At 35.9% G+C, this 14,558-nt stretch carries 17 protein-coding genes; all 17 read right to left on the reverse strand.

Annotation, left to right across the window (positions count from 1 at the left end):
• Position 1 precedes the first annotated feature (1 nt).
• Positions 2-877 (reverse strand): phage tail domain-containing protein, encoded by an 876-nt coding sequence (locus LO754_RS19770; RefSeq protein WP_231785103.1) that lies wholly within the window; start codon positions 875-877, stop codon positions 2-4.
• Between the two features lie 14 nt (positions 878-891).
• Positions 892-5,391: a hypothetical protein gene (locus LO754_RS19775; RefSeq protein ID WP_231785104.1), complete on the reverse strand. Its 4,500-nt coding sequence runs from the start codon at positions 5,389-5,391 to the stop codon at positions 892-894.
• Positions 5,392-5,660: 269 nt separating this feature from the next.
• On the reverse strand, positions 5,661-6,014 hold the full coding sequence (locus tag LO754_RS19785) for a hypothetical protein (protein WP_231785105.1): 354 nt from the start codon (positions 6,012-6,014) through the stop codon (positions 5,661-5,663).
• Between the two features lie 14 nt (positions 6,015-6,028).
• On the reverse strand, positions 6,029-6,637 hold the full coding sequence (locus LO754_RS19790) for a major tail protein (RefSeq protein ID WP_038510611.1): 609 nt from the start codon (positions 6,635-6,637) through the stop codon (positions 6,029-6,031).
• Positions 6,638-6,738: 101 nt separating this feature from the next.
• Positions 6,739-7,053, reverse strand: coding sequence for a hypothetical protein (locus LO754_RS19795; protein WP_231785106.1), 315 nt, complete (start codon positions 7,051-7,053; stop codon positions 6,739-6,741).
• On the reverse strand, positions 7,050-7,415 hold the full coding sequence (locus LO754_RS19800; protein WP_231785107.1) for an HK97 gp10 family phage protein: 366 nt from the start codon (positions 7,413-7,415) through the stop codon (positions 7,050-7,052). The genes LO754_RS19795 and LO754_RS19800 overlap by 4 nt, the downstream gene beginning before the upstream one ends.
• Complete coding sequence (locus LO754_RS19805; protein WP_231785108.1) at positions 7,405-7,683, reverse strand: hypothetical protein; 279 nt, start codon at positions 7,681-7,683, stop codon at positions 7,405-7,407. The genes LO754_RS19800 and LO754_RS19805 overlap by 11 nt, the downstream gene beginning before the upstream one ends.
• Positions 7,684-7,735: 52 nt before the next feature.
• Positions 7,736-8,032 (reverse strand): hypothetical protein, encoded by a 297-nt coding sequence (locus tag LO754_RS19810; protein ID WP_231786360.1) that lies wholly within the window; start codon positions 8,030-8,032, stop codon positions 7,736-7,738.
• Positions 8,032-8,217, reverse strand: coding sequence for a hypothetical protein (locus tag LO754_RS19815; RefSeq protein ID WP_231785109.1), 186 nt, complete (start codon positions 8,215-8,217; stop codon positions 8,032-8,034). The genes LO754_RS19810 and LO754_RS19815 overlap by 1 nt, the downstream gene beginning before the upstream one ends.
• 19 nt (positions 8,218-8,236) lie before the next feature.
• Positions 8,237-9,523, reverse strand: coding sequence for a phage major capsid protein (locus LO754_RS19820; RefSeq protein WP_231785110.1), 1,287 nt, complete (start codon positions 9,521-9,523; stop codon positions 8,237-8,239).
• Positions 9,520-10,101 carry an HK97 family phage prohead protease gene (locus LO754_RS19825; protein ID WP_025220560.1) on the reverse strand — a complete coding sequence of 194 codons (582 nt, stop codon included), beginning with the start codon at positions 10,099-10,101 and terminating at the stop codon, positions 9,520-9,522. Before LO754_RS19825 ends, LO754_RS19820 begins: the two co-directional genes overlap by 4 nt.
• Complete coding sequence (locus tag LO754_RS19830; protein WP_231785111.1) at positions 10,094-11,290, reverse strand: phage portal protein; 1,197 nt, start codon at positions 11,288-11,290, stop codon at positions 10,094-10,096. Before LO754_RS19830 ends, LO754_RS19825 begins: the two co-directional genes overlap by 8 nt.
• On the reverse strand, positions 11,291-11,461 hold the full coding sequence (locus LO754_RS19835; protein ID WP_231785112.1) for a hypothetical protein: 171 nt from the start codon (positions 11,459-11,461) through the stop codon (positions 11,291-11,293). It abuts the gene before it with no gap.
• 4 nt (positions 11,462-11,465) lie between these two features.
• On the reverse strand, positions 11,466-13,154 hold the full coding sequence (locus LO754_RS19840) for a terminase large subunit (RefSeq protein ID WP_231786361.1): 1,689 nt from the start codon (positions 13,152-13,154) through the stop codon (positions 11,466-11,468).
• Positions 13,155-13,176: 22 nt separating this feature from the next.
• Complete coding sequence (locus tag LO754_RS19845) at positions 13,177-13,530, reverse strand: P27 family phage terminase small subunit (RefSeq protein WP_231785113.1); 354 nt, start codon at positions 13,528-13,530, stop codon at positions 13,177-13,179.
• A 76-nt stretch (positions 13,531-13,606) separates the two neighbouring features.
• Positions 13,607-13,900, reverse strand: coding sequence for an HNH endonuclease (locus LO754_RS19850; RefSeq protein WP_231785114.1), 294 nt, complete (start codon positions 13,898-13,900; stop codon positions 13,607-13,609).
• On the reverse strand, positions 13,900-14,556 hold the full coding sequence (locus tag LO754_RS19855) for a hypothetical protein (RefSeq protein ID WP_231785115.1): 657 nt from the start codon (positions 14,554-14,556) through the stop codon (positions 13,900-13,902). Before LO754_RS19855 ends, LO754_RS19850 begins: the two co-directional genes overlap by 1 nt.
• Positions 14,557-14,558: the final 2 nt, after the last annotated feature.

Below are 14,558 nucleotides of genomic sequence, written 5' to 3' on the forward strand. Positions count from 1 at the left end.
GTTACACCCCCACGAATTGAGGCGTAAAGTAAATTGACACCTCTAAATTAGATACAAATTCAGCAGCATCATAGCGAATCAAGTTATCGCCAACATCTACACTTAATTGAATATCGGAGTCATGTGAAAGGTAATTGAAGTAATTAATCTGTTGCCCGTTACGTTCAAGAATGGCGTACTCATTTCCACGCCTTGTATTAACGGTAACAACATCTCCACCTTTTAAGGTAGCTTCTATTTTTACAATTCTCCCCGTATCTACTACTTCAATGTACGGATCAACTACACTTCCAATGGCTTTAAATTGAATACGTAAAGGGGATGCTGTATCGCTATCGTTGAAAACGTTGACTACGTTATTCGGCTCTCGATAGCCCATTTCAATACCGTCTCCTTCCGCATCAATTTCAAGCTCAAATTCAAAGGCAGCCACCCACATAGCAATCTCATACTTTTGTTCTTCTGTGTACCACCAAGGATTCGGGCATAAAAATGAAATCATAAATTCAGGAATGTCATGCCTACTGACTATAGGTGTCTTTTCAACTTTGCAATCAATATAGCGAACAATATCTCCATTGGTATATTTCAGTGTAAATTGATGTTTCGGATTAAAAAAACGAATAATCTTCGTTCTGTTAATGTCTTTATCTAATCGAATACGGCCATTAATCACAATGTTTCTTTCTCTTACGCTAGAACCCTTTATATTAGTTCCATCCTCGTTATAATTTTTTACGTTATAAAATTCATTTTCTAATACTTCTAGTCCATCTGCACCGTCTAAATAAAAAGGGCTAGACACTGATAATTCGAATGTCTGCCCTTGATGATTATCAAAAATTAGTTTCTCTCGCCTTTGGAAAGACTCAATCATGCCCTAGCCCCCTTTTAAAACTGTAATCCCATTTCTTTTAATGCGTTTTTAGCCATTCTTGCTGACTCGTATGGATCAAGTGCTTTTGGACTTGTAAAACTCATATGATAATGGTTTTCTGTTTTTGTATTCGTTGTTGTGGATGGCGTATTCGCTTGAACTAAAGCTGTTTTATTTGATACAGACTTTTCAGCACTGCTTGCAAGTGAACCATAAACATTATTCATAGCACGTTGCAATCTACCACTAGACTTTTCCATGCCCTTAATTAGACCTTCATTGATATTAACACCAAAGCCCATTGTTACCCTTGAAGGTGAATGAATATCTAATGCAGCAGCGATTGTTTTTGCAATGTTATCTGCAATTTCTTGTGCTTTAGCATATAAAGCTCCAGATGTGGATGAAAGACCTTCTAAAAGCCCATTCCCTGCATCTACACCAATTTGCTTTAAGGATGAAAGCTCTGATTTAGTCCCTTGTGTAACAGCTTTGATTTTAGCTTGCCATTCGTTATTCAATTTTGACAATTCATCATTAGCTGCCTTTCGCATTTCATCAATTTTCGTTTGAGTATCAGTTTTCATTCCTAATAACTCTTTCTCCGCTTGTTCTCTTGCAAGTTGTGATTTCTCTTGATAAAGTGCGCTATATTGGGTTAATTGTTCATCAGTTAATTGGTTCAAAGCCACAAGTTCTGGCAAAGCTTTTACACCTAATGATGAAAGTTCTTCTAGTAATTCTTTATTAACGCCACGACTTGATAACTTTGTAAATTCATCTTGCCATTGTTTAAAGCCATCAACCTGTCCTTGTAAATTAGACATTAGTTCAAGACCTGTACGATTTAGATCAACTTTGAAAGCATCAAATGTACCTGCATATGACATAAGTGTGGATACACGATTATCAAAAGCTGTCTTGTACTCTTTGTTTAATCTATCTTCTTCTTTTAATAGATCATCGTTTATTTGCTTCATCTGTGATTGATAATCTTTGTTAATAGAGACTATTTCTTTGTTCACTGCTTCTAATGCTTTTCGGTACTCCTTTTGTGCCTCTATTCGTTCTTTACTACCTTCATCAAACAAGCCAATGGTTTTTTCCCAAATTTTCGCTTCTTCTACTAAAGACAGTTCCTCCAAAGATTTTTTATCAGCTATATTTTGTTTAACATTTTCCAACTCTTTTTTGTTAATGTCTTCCACAGCTTTTTTATAGGCTTTTTGGGCTTCTACACGTTCTTTCGTACCTTCATCGAAAAGTGCAATTGATTTTTCCCAAAGTGCAGCTTCTTGTTCTAGACTCATTTCTTCAAGCGATTGTTTGTCGCTAATATATAATTTAATTTCTTCTAACATTTCTTTTTGATTTTTTGTAATTAACTCTACTTTTTGTTTAGTAGCTTTGCTCTCAATATCAGCAACTTTTTTTGCACTATCTTCTTTTATGCGTTCGATTTTCAAGTTTTCATCCGCAGTTAATTTTCTTTTCTTTTTAGCTGCATCGCGTTGTATTTTTTCGATATTTTCTGTAGCGCGCTTTTCAATTTTAGCGATTTCTTCTTTTGATGCTGTGGTAATTTTCTTTTCTTCATCTAAATTATTTTCAGCAACGTCAATTAATATTCCGCCTAATTCTTCAATTGATTTTTGTACCTTAGATTGTGAACCATCTAAGCCGTTTACAAGACCGTCGCCTGTCCATAAACCAATTTGCTCAAAAACCTTTGAAGGTGAATGGATACCAAGCAAACTCTTTGCTTTACTTACTACACCGTCCACAACTCCAGTAATGGATTCAATCGCATTTGCAGTCATGGCAGAAATACCTTTAATGAGACCGTTAATAATATCTTTACCAATTGACGTAAATTGTTCAGGCAATGATTTAATTTTAGTAATGAGTCCATCTTTGATTTCGTTCATCTTATTTAAAACATTTGTTTTCATAGTTGAAATGATGTTCACGAAATTAGTAGCTAAGTTCTTCACAAAATTTACGACAGAATTAACCATGTTGGAAATAGTACTAACTGAATTAGTAACCAAATTTTTAAAGAAGTTAATAACAGATGTAGAAAAATTCGATACAGTGGTTGATGCTTTTGTGCCCATTGAAGTAAAGAAGCTAACAATGTTATCCCACATGCCTTTTAACAGATTTACACCCGTTTTAGCCAAGTTCATAACGATTGTTTTAATTCCACCAAAGAAGCTTAATGTCATCCAGCCAACGACTACATCAATAGCTCCTTTAAAAATCTGCTTTACGCCTTCCCACATTTTTGAGAAATCCCCTGTGAACAGCCCGCTAAAAACTTTTATAGCCCCCATTATGACATTCAATGCACCATCAATGACCTGTTTAATGGCATTCCATACAGTTTCGACTATAAATTTAACCGCTGGCATGACAAACTCTATTACAGCCTTTATGCCATTAAAGACATTTTGTACAGCTTGTAAAATTTGAGTGCCATTCTCACTCCAAAATTGCTTTATTTGAGCTACTTTTTCACCAATAAAAGAAGCCACTGTTTCAAATACAGTGACTGCAACATCCCTTATCGCCTGAAATACACTATTCACATTTTCTCTAAATGTTTCAGAATTTTTGTATGCAGCCACAAGCGCGATTCCAAGACCTGCTATCGCAGCAACAATTAGAACAATTGGTCCAGAAATAGTCCCTATTGCAGCTACTAAAGCTGGCCATGCAGTTACAAGCCCGCCTACCGCTGGCATTAAAGCCATAAACGCACCTGCAAGAATTGCAATCGTGGCAACTATTGCAACAATTGCTGCTGTTAATGTTGCATTATTACTTACCCATTCAGCTATTTTGCCAACAAAATCCGCAATACTAGCCAATACAGGCTCTAACGCTTCTTTAATACTCCCCATCGCTACCGCTAATTGATAAGCTGGGTCTGATTCTAATGTTGAAACATCACCATTTAATGCTTCGGTGTTTTGCGCTGCCGTCCTGATATGTTCATTCATACCCTGAATTGTTTGCGAAACCTTGCTTCCTTGTTCCTCCCAAAGCGTACCGTACATTTTCACACCAAGTTCATTTCGTTTGGTATCATCATCAATTAATGACAAGGCTTGATTCATTTCTTGCATGGCTTTCACACCATTTTGACCGCCCGAAGCTACTGCTTGACCCCATTTAACTAATTGTTGTTCACTGATATTAGTACCTTTAATAGCATCCTGCATAGATTTGTCGATACCCTGACCGAATTCAGCGGCTACAATTCTTCCCTCTTTTAAACCGTCCAAAAGTATATCAATATTCCATGTACCAGTGGCAACACCCGATGCCATTATTGCTTGCACTTGTTCAGCATTGTAACCAGCCATGACAAGTTGACTTCCATACTCTGAAATGATGTCTAATTGTTCTGGCGGAAATCCAACATCTAATAAACCGTTAACAAGACCTAAAGCTTCTTTTTGCGAGATACCGAGTTCTTTACCTATTTCATGTGATTCTTGAATCAACTCTTTAAAATCAATTTCTTTATAGGCATGTGAAATAGCAGCAGCGCCTTTTATGATTTCCTGATTAGTTTCGATAGAAGCGTCTTTATTAAGAGCTAATTGTCTTCGTACACCCTCGTATGCTGCCTCCTCATCACCAATCGCAGCTGTCGTTTCCATAATTGTCTGCCTAACTGCTTTAGTATCGGCTTCGTTCAGGTTCATAGACATTTCAATTTGAGTATTCAAACTAGAAACATCTAATGCTTTTTCTATAACTCCCGCAATTCCTCCGCCCGCTGCTAGTCCTGCAACCACTCCTGATAATTCTTGACCAAATCCATTGACAGCTTCCTCCGCTTGATTAGCTTCTTGAGTGATTCTTGCTAAGTCTTGTCGAACTCCACTTAAATCAGCTCCTTCGGCTGCTCTCCTTAGCGCATCTCTCATTTGGTCAATATCAACGCCAGCACCTAATGCATGTTGTCCCATTATACGTAAAGCACGATTCATTTGATCCGTAGTGGCAGAACCATCTCTAATTGCATTTGTTAAACGTGTGCCCAATAAGTCAGCGAATTGGTTAATATCTGTACCCGTTGCTTCAAAAAAAGCCGATAACTCTCCTGTAGCACGCGCCAATCGACTTTGTTCAACAGCAGTGCTATCTATTTGAGCATTGTAACGTTGCATCTTTGCTTCAGTAGTTGCTAATTCACGTTGAAATGCCCTGTACTGTTCTACTCCTATTTCACCGCTTCTAAATTGAGCTTCTACTTGTGATTGAGCAGTTTTTAAAACATCTAGTTTTTCACTAGTTTTTTGTATTTGCTCTGCTAAAAGCTGCTGTTTTTGAGCGATTAATTCAGCATTCCCTGGATCGAATTTCAAAGCACGTTCAACTTCTTTTAACTCACTAGCAACTTTATTACTTTCCTTATTAACATCTTTTAAAGCATCCGTCAGCCCTCTTGTATCTCCACCAATTTCTATTGTAATCCCTTGTATTCGACCACTAGACATTCATTCCACCTACCCCCTACCTTCTAAAAATAAAAAGCACCTACCAAAAGGTAAGTGCTAGAATGAATCGAAATCTGCTTGTGTTGCTTTGCGAACTTTCGCTTCTTTTTTATTTGGATTTTTAGTTTCTAAATACTCATCAATGTAATCTAAACACATACCAAAAGTCATTGTTTCCAAATCATCATGCGAAAGGTTACATTCTCGACATAACACTAAAAATTGCTCTGTGCTAATTGGGCGACTTGATTCAACAGCATTGCTACTTGTTATTTTTTTTTAGAAGCAATCGTCTTTTCAAGTAACATTTGTAACGGTTCAATGATATCCAAAATCGGGAACTCATCAAATGATTCTAACCATTTCATAGGTTCATGAATTTCATTATTTGCCGTTTTAGCAAAAACCCAAGCAATATCGAAAAACATATTGAAATCAACATGTTCACGAATCCATTGGATTTTTTCACTTTGACTCATATCATCAAAGCTCTTTTCTGCAACACCCATACTTAGAATATCTTTTAACAAATCACGTTGAAATTGCATCATATAACGCTTTGCAACCGCGCCATTTGATTTAAAAGGTACTTCTTTCCCATCAATAGGTAATGTAATTTCCATTGGTTATCCTCCTCTTACGCGCCCTCAACAGTTGCAATTTTTTGGTATACCTTTTTGAACCAATTACTGTATATTTCTTCTTTAGTTGTTGATGTTGTCTTTGTTTTTACCATCAATTTTTCACCAATTTTTATAGGCGATGCAGTAAGCGTTAATTCGTTTGGTGATACTTCTGTACCTTCTTCTTTTGTATTACCACTGATACTTGGACGATTAGCAGTACAATTGTATAAAACATGACGAGTTGCCTTTTGATCTCCTTCGAACTGGAATAAAAGCGCAAACGGTTTACCTTGGGCATTCGCCAATTCATTTAATACCCCATCTGTTGAATCAAGTTCCTCTCCTAATGCGTCAATTGCAAATTGCTGTGGAATAAGTGCAATACTCAATGTAGCCTCATATCCTTGGTTACTATTAACAACATAGTAGACCATGTTATCAGCGAAGAATTTCGTTGCCTCACCAATTGGTTCAGAAGTAATGCTTACTGCACCCGGAATTGGAATTGGTGTTTCAAAAATAATCTCATTATTAGTACCCTCGGTATACGGTGCATAGTGAACATTACTTAATCCAAATTCAACTTTATTTTCTGCAAAGAACTGGATATCTAAATCCATGATTGGTTTCCAATGAAACGGAATAGTAATTTTATCATTCGAATTTTGCGTGATTTTTTTACCATTTAATACGTTATACATACTTTTCACACTCCGATTTTTTAAATTAATGTAACTGAAAATACACATTGAAAGACCCCTTCCGATTCAATAAAAACGGTAGGGGTTTGTTCGTATGGTATTTCATTTTCGTTTAACATCTCTTTTATTTTCTTTTCTGCCGTAAAATCTTTTGATTTTGTATATAACTCAATATTTACAAGCGTTCCTTCTACAAATACTTTATTGTCAGCATAAAAATTATTAGACCCTTCATCTAAATAGCAAATGAATGGTGGTTCTTGGATACTTGTGAAATGAGAATAGCGAGTAGGATACAAAGAATTTAATTTATGAGCTAATTCATTTAGAGTCATTCACTTAACCCCCTTTGTAATTCTCCCTTAAATTCATTTATCAATTTATCCTCCACTGGCGCAATATGAACTCTTGCCCCAACCCTACCACCATTCACCTTTGCATGTCCCTTTTCAAGTAAATGCGTTAACCTATAATGTTTCTTATTGTTAATGATAAACTTTTTACCAACTTTTTTATAATCCCAACTTGCTGCATAATCACCGCCCATAGGTGATTTTGGCGAACCAGCTTTCAACAACTCTACACCGTCACTTGCTACTTTTTCTGAAATAACATCTATTTTTTCTTCTGTTTGACGAGCATATAATGCAAGAGTGCGATTTATTTCAGCAGCCAACGCTCCAACGTCAATTGACACCTTTACGCACCTCGCAATACAGCTCAATATCACCGTCATTACGTACAAATGTCCGATATATTGAATACTTCACACGATTATATTCAACTTCTTTTTCGCCATCATATTCATCATGGTCGATGATTAAAGTTAATTGCGCTTTTAATCCTACTTGCATTGTGACGGAAAATTCGCGTTGACCAATACTTACAGGCACACAGTATACCAACTCTGGTAAAGTGGTTTCTATTTCTTGAAGCATTTCATCAAGAATAATAGTTGAGGACATTAAAAAACACACATCGTCTTTTGATATGTGTTGACCATTTTGTACAGATTGTTTAAGGCTCGGCATCACTTGCACCAGCCTTTTGAATAACACGGTTATGAATGCGGAATTTCAAATTTCTAGGAAGCCCTACGTCTTCTTGACGTTTTCTGTAGTTCCATACAGCATAATCCACAATGAGTTGAGTATCTTCTACACTAGTAGATTCAGCCATATTAACGCCCATTTTTTCTATTTCCTTCTTAGCTGTTTTCAAAATGTTAATAAAATAGGTATCACGCAAATTATGTGTAATACTTAAATCTAACTTCAATAATTGCAAACAGTTAGCAAGTAAGGTTTCTTCCATCACTCCTCACCGTCCTCACTTATTTCTTCAATTAGTGGTATGCCAATTTTATTATCAGTTGAAGACAATTCATCAATACGTGCCTTTGTTACACGCCCTTTACGTGGATATTTATCATCTACTTTATAAATATGGTCATTGTCTTTCAAGTCACGAAACATATAAATAACTTTATATTTTGCCACTTATATCACCCTTTCATAATTACGCTCCTGCTACTCCTTCAACATCTTTGATAGTAACTAATACAAACGCATCTACATTAGTTGGCTTCCCATCGTAACGTCCTTTTCCACGAAAAGCAGTTTGATCTTCGACAAATTTAACATGTTCCGAATTGTCGATAGTAATAGATTCACGTTCAATTAGAGTGTATTTATCATATTCACCAAAAAGGACTTGATCCACTTCCACACCATTGTTAAATACAACTGGCAAACCTAATAAATCAGGTTGCTTTAAGTTAGGTAATTTACCAACAACATTACCTTCCGCATTCACCTGAATTGAAAATTCAAGGAAACGATTATAATAAGTCGAGCGTTTCATTACAGCAGCAATTTCCCCTACAGTATCTTCACCAGTATCAATTAACCCAATTTGTTTGACAGTATTTTTAACCAAATTTGCATCCGCTTTAACTTCTACTTTATGTTCTGTTTTTAGAGAAGGTACAATACCAGTTGGTTGTTTATTCGCTGCGCCCTCACCTTTTACAATCGCAATATCTAAAGCCTTTGCGATGGCACGAGCAATTTTCTTTGTTACATAGTCATCCAGATTAATAATTGAATCATTCAATAAATAATTATCTACAAATGTTACTTTACCCACTTTGAAACCATCAAAGTCAATAGCCGTAACTGTTCCTACGTCACCAGTTGGAATAGCTGCTTTTTGTTCAATCCAAGTCGCTGCTGTTGTATCTGTATCCACCAAAATACGAGTTGTACCTTTTACAGTGATTTTATCGACAAGTGGATAAAGTGTTGTGAAATCACCCATTATGTCCATAATTCGATTCACTACTACTTCTGGAATAGTTAATTCTCCACCTGTTACGGCACGGAGGTTTTTAAACTGATCGTAAAACTCCTTTACCTCACTACGCTCGTAGTATTCGCCTGTTTTTAATAATTCACGAACTTGTAAACGATTCATGTTTTCTTCACCTCTTGTTTGATTTTGTAATTGCATAGAACGTTGTTGATTGGTAGGAGCATTTGAATTTAACTGCTCTAATTCCGTTTCAAGTGTTTTTATTTCATCTTCTAAAACAGATTTTTTACTAGCAACTTCTTCTTTATCACTGTCCAGCTTGTTAATTTCAGATTCCACGGTCGAAATTTCTTCATCAGTTTTTGCTTCTTCCAACGCTGCAACTAGCTCTGCACTTCGATTTTGAAATTCTTCTTCACGCAACATCAAATCTACTAATGTTGATTTACGTTGTTCAATTTTCTTACTAACCATTAATTGTTTTAAAGTCATCTTTGTAGCCTCGCCTTCAATTCTTGTTTTCTTTGTTCAAATTTCCGCTCTTTCATTTGCTCAAATTGAGCATGTCTAGCTTGCACACTTGTTTCTTCATAAGCTGGAAATGTAACTACTGAAACTTCATGTAAATCAGCCTTATTAATTGTCCATTTAACTTTTCCATCATCAAACCACTCTGTAGATTCATCTATGATGTTGAAACCAAATGAACATTGATCTACATCACCGCGCTTTACACGTTCATATAAATTCATTGCATCTGTATCTTTAGGGTTCAGACGAATTTTTCCCCACAGTCCCCTAGAATCTATTTTTAATTCCAGTGTTCCTGATTTATTTCGACCAAGTACAAGTGCAGAATCATGATTAATTAACGCTCTAATATCATTGCTTAAGGTATCATCAAATGCTGTTGGTGCTATTACTTCAAAAGCACCCTTCCAAAGTTCCGTTTCTTTTCCAAAGACAGCAAAATAGCCCTCTATAATGTACTCATTTTCTTGCTCATTACGAGTTTGCAACTCACTTACTGCACTCCTAATTTGAATTACATTCCCACGTTCCTTATTCATTCTTATCACCACCTTGTATTAATTTCTTTTGAAGTCCTATCGTGTCTGCTGGAATGTAGTTTTCAAGCATTACAAGTTCATTTAAGCCATTCATAGGTGATAGTCCCACTTTATCGCGTACTTCGTTACCCGGAGATAACCCTTTTACATATAAATCACTGTAAACTGCTGCAATTTCTGTAATTGAGTACGCATATAAACTGTGAGGATTAAGTTTAAAATACCAATTTGGCTGATATAAAAGCCCCTTTGTTAACACTTGTTCGATTCCTTTCGCAATTGGAAGGATAGTTGTATCAATAAAATTGTTATATTCATCTTTATTAAATTGTCCAATCCCCATGAAAAAAGCTGGCACTCCTATGAGTCCAGCAACAGTCTTTTTATCCAATTCAACTGCTTCGTTAATTGCTAAATCATTTAAAGTCAAAGGTTTAATTTGTTCCACTTTCACTAAATCAGCAGGAATTACCCAAGGCATACCTGTGTCCGTATCGGACACGTACTTTTTAAGAATTTTTTCTCTACCATCATCACTTGATAATTCTTCTGTTAAAGCATCCACAGCAATGATTAACGGAGGTTTCCATTTATCACTCATAAAGTTCTTCTTTGTATGAGCTGCTTGTTTCAAATTGTGTACTAAGTCTTTCAGGACTACTTGTAGCCCCTTTCCCTTCCACGGATATTCTGGATCAGGATTATAAACAAAATGAAGAACTTCATCATAGTTGAAGACTCTAGATCCGTAACGGATTGAGTACCCATTATTAGTTTCTAATAAATTTACTTTCGATGGTTGTAATGGTATTAGTTCCGAAATCATTCCATCTTCAACAATAGGATAAACAACACTATTCCCTCTACCATCAAGTAACATCGAATAAATAATGTTGTACACCCACGTTTTTCTTGTCATCAAAGAATAAGGATTTATATCAAGCTTTCTTGACAAAGCATTCTTAATTCTTACATCCCCATCATCCGTATTCTCCATTAAGTGAATTGTCATTGTAGAAACTAAATTAGCTATTTTATGGACTGCTGTTTGCACTTCTGGATTGTCCGAAAGCTTTGTATAACCATTGACTAATAAAGATGAATCTTGACCTGACATAAATAAACCTATTGGACTTTCATTTGTTTCTGCTCTGATTTTCCTTTCACTTCTCGTAAATAAAAAACCCATTTACTCAATCCTCTCCTTTCCCAGACGAACCAAAATTATACTCGTACCGTAAAGTAATGCACCTGTTACGATAAAGCCAACAGGAATAGAGAGCATAAAAAAACCTATCGCAAGAAATACAACTCCGATAAGCAACATGATTTCTAAAATATTATCTTGTATTAAACCCAACTAATTATCCTCCTAACCAAGCCGATACATCTGCCGATTTTGTCATATCTTCTAGCATCTGAATTGAAGCAAAAACTGTAGCATCAAATATATCAATACGTTGAGTTTCCATAACTTTTTCGTATTGAATCATATCATCAGTCTTTTCTATAGCAGCAACATTTTGAGTACAGTATTCGAAAGCTTGGGAGTGTAAGTAATAAAAATGACCATCTTTTGCTTTCTTTTCAATTCGTCTAAAACCTTCTGATTTTTTATAAAAGTATTGTGGTTGATCTATAACTTTAAACCCTGCTTGCTTCATAGCTAAAAAGAATTCACGACTAAATTTGCGGTCAAATCCTACTTTTTTGATTTTAAAGCCCTTCTTTTTCATCTTAATAAACCAATTCACAATATCAGAATGATTAACCGTTGCAGTATTACACATAGTTAGCCAACCATCATCTTTCCATCCAAACAAAGGAATCCCATCTTCCTCCGCTTTCGCTGTTGCTGCTACAATCGGAAACCATGCATGAGTGATTGTTATATCGACACCTTGATAATTTCCGTATAATGCTCCTGCTGTAAGGTCGTGCATCTTGGATAAGTCTGCGCCCCCATACCAAGTGATAGGTAACTTAGCCAATTCTTCAATAGTCCATTTATATTTTTTATCCGATGTCTTAAATTCATCAATATTGAAGTACGCTTTAATAGCAGATGTATATATGTTTAAGGATTTTGCCAAGAAATCTTTTCGTTGTTGAGGATCATTTTGAGCCTGCAATGCATCACTTAACATATCCTGCGGGCGAATGGACACCCCATAAGCAGGATTAGCCTTTTCATGTTCAATAGGATTCGTATAATCCACATTGCCTTTTTCATCTTCGTCCGCTTTTGCTATAAATACAAAATATTGCTCGTCCACTACTGTTCCATCTAATATTTTCTTACAATACTGTAAACGCTGATAACAAAATGAAGACATATTATCACCTGCTGTTGTAATTCCAATCATCAGCTTGTTGGTGTATGCCTTCATTGCTTCTTTAATGATGTTATATTGTTTAGGAGTTTTATAAGCGTGCATTTCATCCGCAATACCAATATTACAGTTCAATGAGTCCTGTTTATCAGGATTAGCAGCTAACGCCTGTATAAAAAGCGAACCGTCTCCAAGATCACCTGAAATAGAATGTTCCTGATTATTATCTATAACTCGGAAATTTTCTTTTTCACCCATTTGACCAAGGTTGAAATTTATAAAATTGAAACTTTCAAGGGCTTGCTTTAAAGCAGCAGCAACAATATACACTTTTGAACCTGATCTCCTATTTAATAAACCTAACGCCCATGCTAATGCAGCAGCAAATGACGTTTTAATATTTTTTCGAGGAATGTAAATAAAAGCTTCTTTGAAACGCCTAATATCAGTATCTTTATGAAAAAATCCTAACAGGTTATAAACTTGATATTTATGAAAAGGCTCTAATAAAAAAGGCTTTCCTCTTAATGGTGTACCATCCAACATCTCCCCTTGCGCATGTACAAATGTCTTTTCAATAATTCCAATAACAAACTCTGCATCTTTTGGGCGGAACTCGTAATCTGGATTTTCTAAATCCCTTAAAAACCTTTCACAACCCTGTATTTGCTCTTTATTTGCTAACTTTCTCCCTTCCACTATTGATTTCGCATACTCCATTACAAGATTAAAGTTCTTATGTTTAGCCGCCAAGACTACTTAAAACCTCTGCTAATCCCTTTTTCTTTTTAGGAGTATTGCCACTTGTATCATTTGATTTTGGATTCAGGCATAGCCGATCAGAGTATGCGAGAATATCTTTCCTAAGTGATTCCAAGGTTGCAACAATTGGCGATTTTTTTGCACCACCAGCAGCCGTATAACTTTCATATTCATATCCTTCTTCTTCGAACTTTTCAGTCAAAATTAAGTATTGATGAACAATATCCGAATATGCGTCAATCAGGCGATTATATTGAGGTTTGTGGACTCCAAGGTCTTTCATATCTTTGATTGTCCTTCGCTTAATTGTTTCTTTGCTTGGCACTTTCGACATGCCTTTCACCTCCTCAAAAAAATTTTTTCAAAACTTCGCTCTATTGGAAAAGGTCCTCCTCCTCGGTCCTCCCGTGTTAAACTTTTACATTTTGAAGTGGGGGGGATACCTTTTCACGCCAATATTCTCCTAAATCAGTTAACTTGTCATTAACACGATCATGCATTTTATCATGACACGTACCGCATAAAGACAAAAGATTCCAAGTCGTTAACCGCAAGTCAGGTCGTTCTTCTAATGGATTGCAATGGTGTACAGTTGTTGCAGTTCGATTTTTACCGTACCGTTTACACTCTTGGCATTCATAATCGTCACGCCTTAAAACTTTTTTCCGTTTACTTCGCCATGCTTTTGATTTGTAGAAGTTCATTAGTCGTTACCTTTTATTTGTTCCTTCAAAGTATTTACAATATCCTCTACGCTTTTGTTATTTGGATTTACAATTGATATTGTTGTACCTTTTAATTGTGTTGGTAGTTCATTATCGTTCGGAACAATACACGATTCTTTGCACTTATCACAAACCCTTGTAACTAACGATCCGCTAGGATAAGTATGGTCTGAATAATCGAGCGAACCACAGTCACATTGCCACACATTATCAATTGCATCTAACTCATCAGCTAATGCACCTACATACTTCGCTATTGCTCGTAGCTTTAATTGTAATTTAGAAGTATCTGCATCTATTTCTATTTCAATAGTTCTGTTATTCGACTTCGGTTTAACCGTACAAGTAGGCAATCCAACATTAGTTAGCTTCTCGTCTATCTCTCTCATAAAATTACGGAAGAAATCTGTGTAGTGAACGCCTTGATGGTCTTTGTATCTCATGGCATGAAACTTAATATCTATAGGCTCATGATTGGTTAATAACAGTTTAACGATGTAAGCTGTCGTTCTTCCCGACGCTCTTTCTTTAGGCTTTGAATGTTGTTCTTCTAATAGATAAGCGCGTTGCCAATCATATAATTTAAAGCCTAATGCTTTTTCAATTAGTGGAATCATTTCTTCTGTTATCTTCATCG

This window comes from Lysinibacillus sp. GJ-1, assembly GCF_021166035.1.
Taxonomy (GTDB): Bacteria; Bacillota; Bacilli; order Bacillales_A; family Planococcaceae; genus Lysinibacillus; species Lysinibacillus sphaericus.

What these genes read in the sequence shown, in the direction of transcription:
- LO754_RS19840 (WP_231786361.1), bottom strand. Translation starts at nt 13,154, where the DNA reads ATGGAGTATGCGAAATCAATAGTGGAAGGGAGAAAGTTAGCAAATAAA.
- LO754_RS19855 (WP_231785115.1), bottom strand. Translation starts at nt 14,556, where the DNA reads ATGAAGATAACAGAAGAAATGATTCCACTAATTGAAAAAGCATTAGGC.
- LO754_RS19805 (WP_231785108.1), bottom strand. Translation starts at nt 7,683, where the DNA reads ATGTCCTCAACTATTATTCTTGATGAAATGCTTCAAGAAATAGAAACC.
- LO754_RS19785 (WP_231785105.1), bottom strand. Translation starts at nt 6,014, where the DNA reads ATGGAAATTACATTACCTATTGATGGGAAAGAAGTACCTTTTAAATCA.
- LO754_RS19775 (WP_231785104.1), bottom strand. Translation starts at nt 5,391, where the DNA reads ATGTCTAGTGGTCGAATACAAGGGATTACAATAGAAATTGGTGGAGAT.
- LO754_RS19810 (WP_231786360.1), bottom strand. Translation starts at nt 8,032, where the DNA reads ATGGAAGAAACCTTACTTGCTAACTGTTTGCAATTATTGAAGTTAGAT.
- LO754_RS19820 (WP_231785110.1), bottom strand. Translation starts at nt 9,523, where the DNA reads ATGACTTTAAAACAATTAATGGTTAGTAAGAAAATTGAACAACGTAAA.
- LO754_RS19795 (WP_231785106.1), bottom strand. Translation starts at nt 7,053, where the DNA reads ATGACTCTAAATGAATTAGCTCATAAATTAAATTCTTTGTATCCTACT.
- LO754_RS19850 (WP_231785114.1), bottom strand. Translation starts at nt 13,900, where the DNA reads ATGAACTTCTACAAATCAAAAGCATGGCGAAGTAAACGGAAAAAAGTT.
- LO754_RS19845 (WP_231785113.1), bottom strand. Translation starts at nt 13,530, where the DNA reads ATGTCGAAAGTGCCAAGCAAAGAAACAATTAAGCGAAGGACAATCAAA.
- LO754_RS19790 (WP_038510611.1), bottom strand. Translation starts at nt 6,637, where the DNA reads ATGGATTTAGATATCCAGTTCTTTGCAGAAAATAAAGTTGAATTTGGA.
- LO754_RS19830 (WP_231785111.1), bottom strand. Translation starts at nt 11,290, where the DNA reads ATGGGTTTTTTATTTACGAGAAGTGAAAGGAAAATCAGAGCAGAAACA.
- LO754_RS19825 (WP_025220560.1), bottom strand. Translation starts at nt 10,101, where the DNA reads ATGAATAAGGAACGTGGGAATGTAATTCAAATTAGGAGTGCAGTAAGT.
- LO754_RS19770 (WP_231785103.1), bottom strand. Translation starts at nt 877, where the DNA reads ATGATTGAGTCTTTCCAAAGGCGAGAGAAACTAATTTTTGATAATCAT.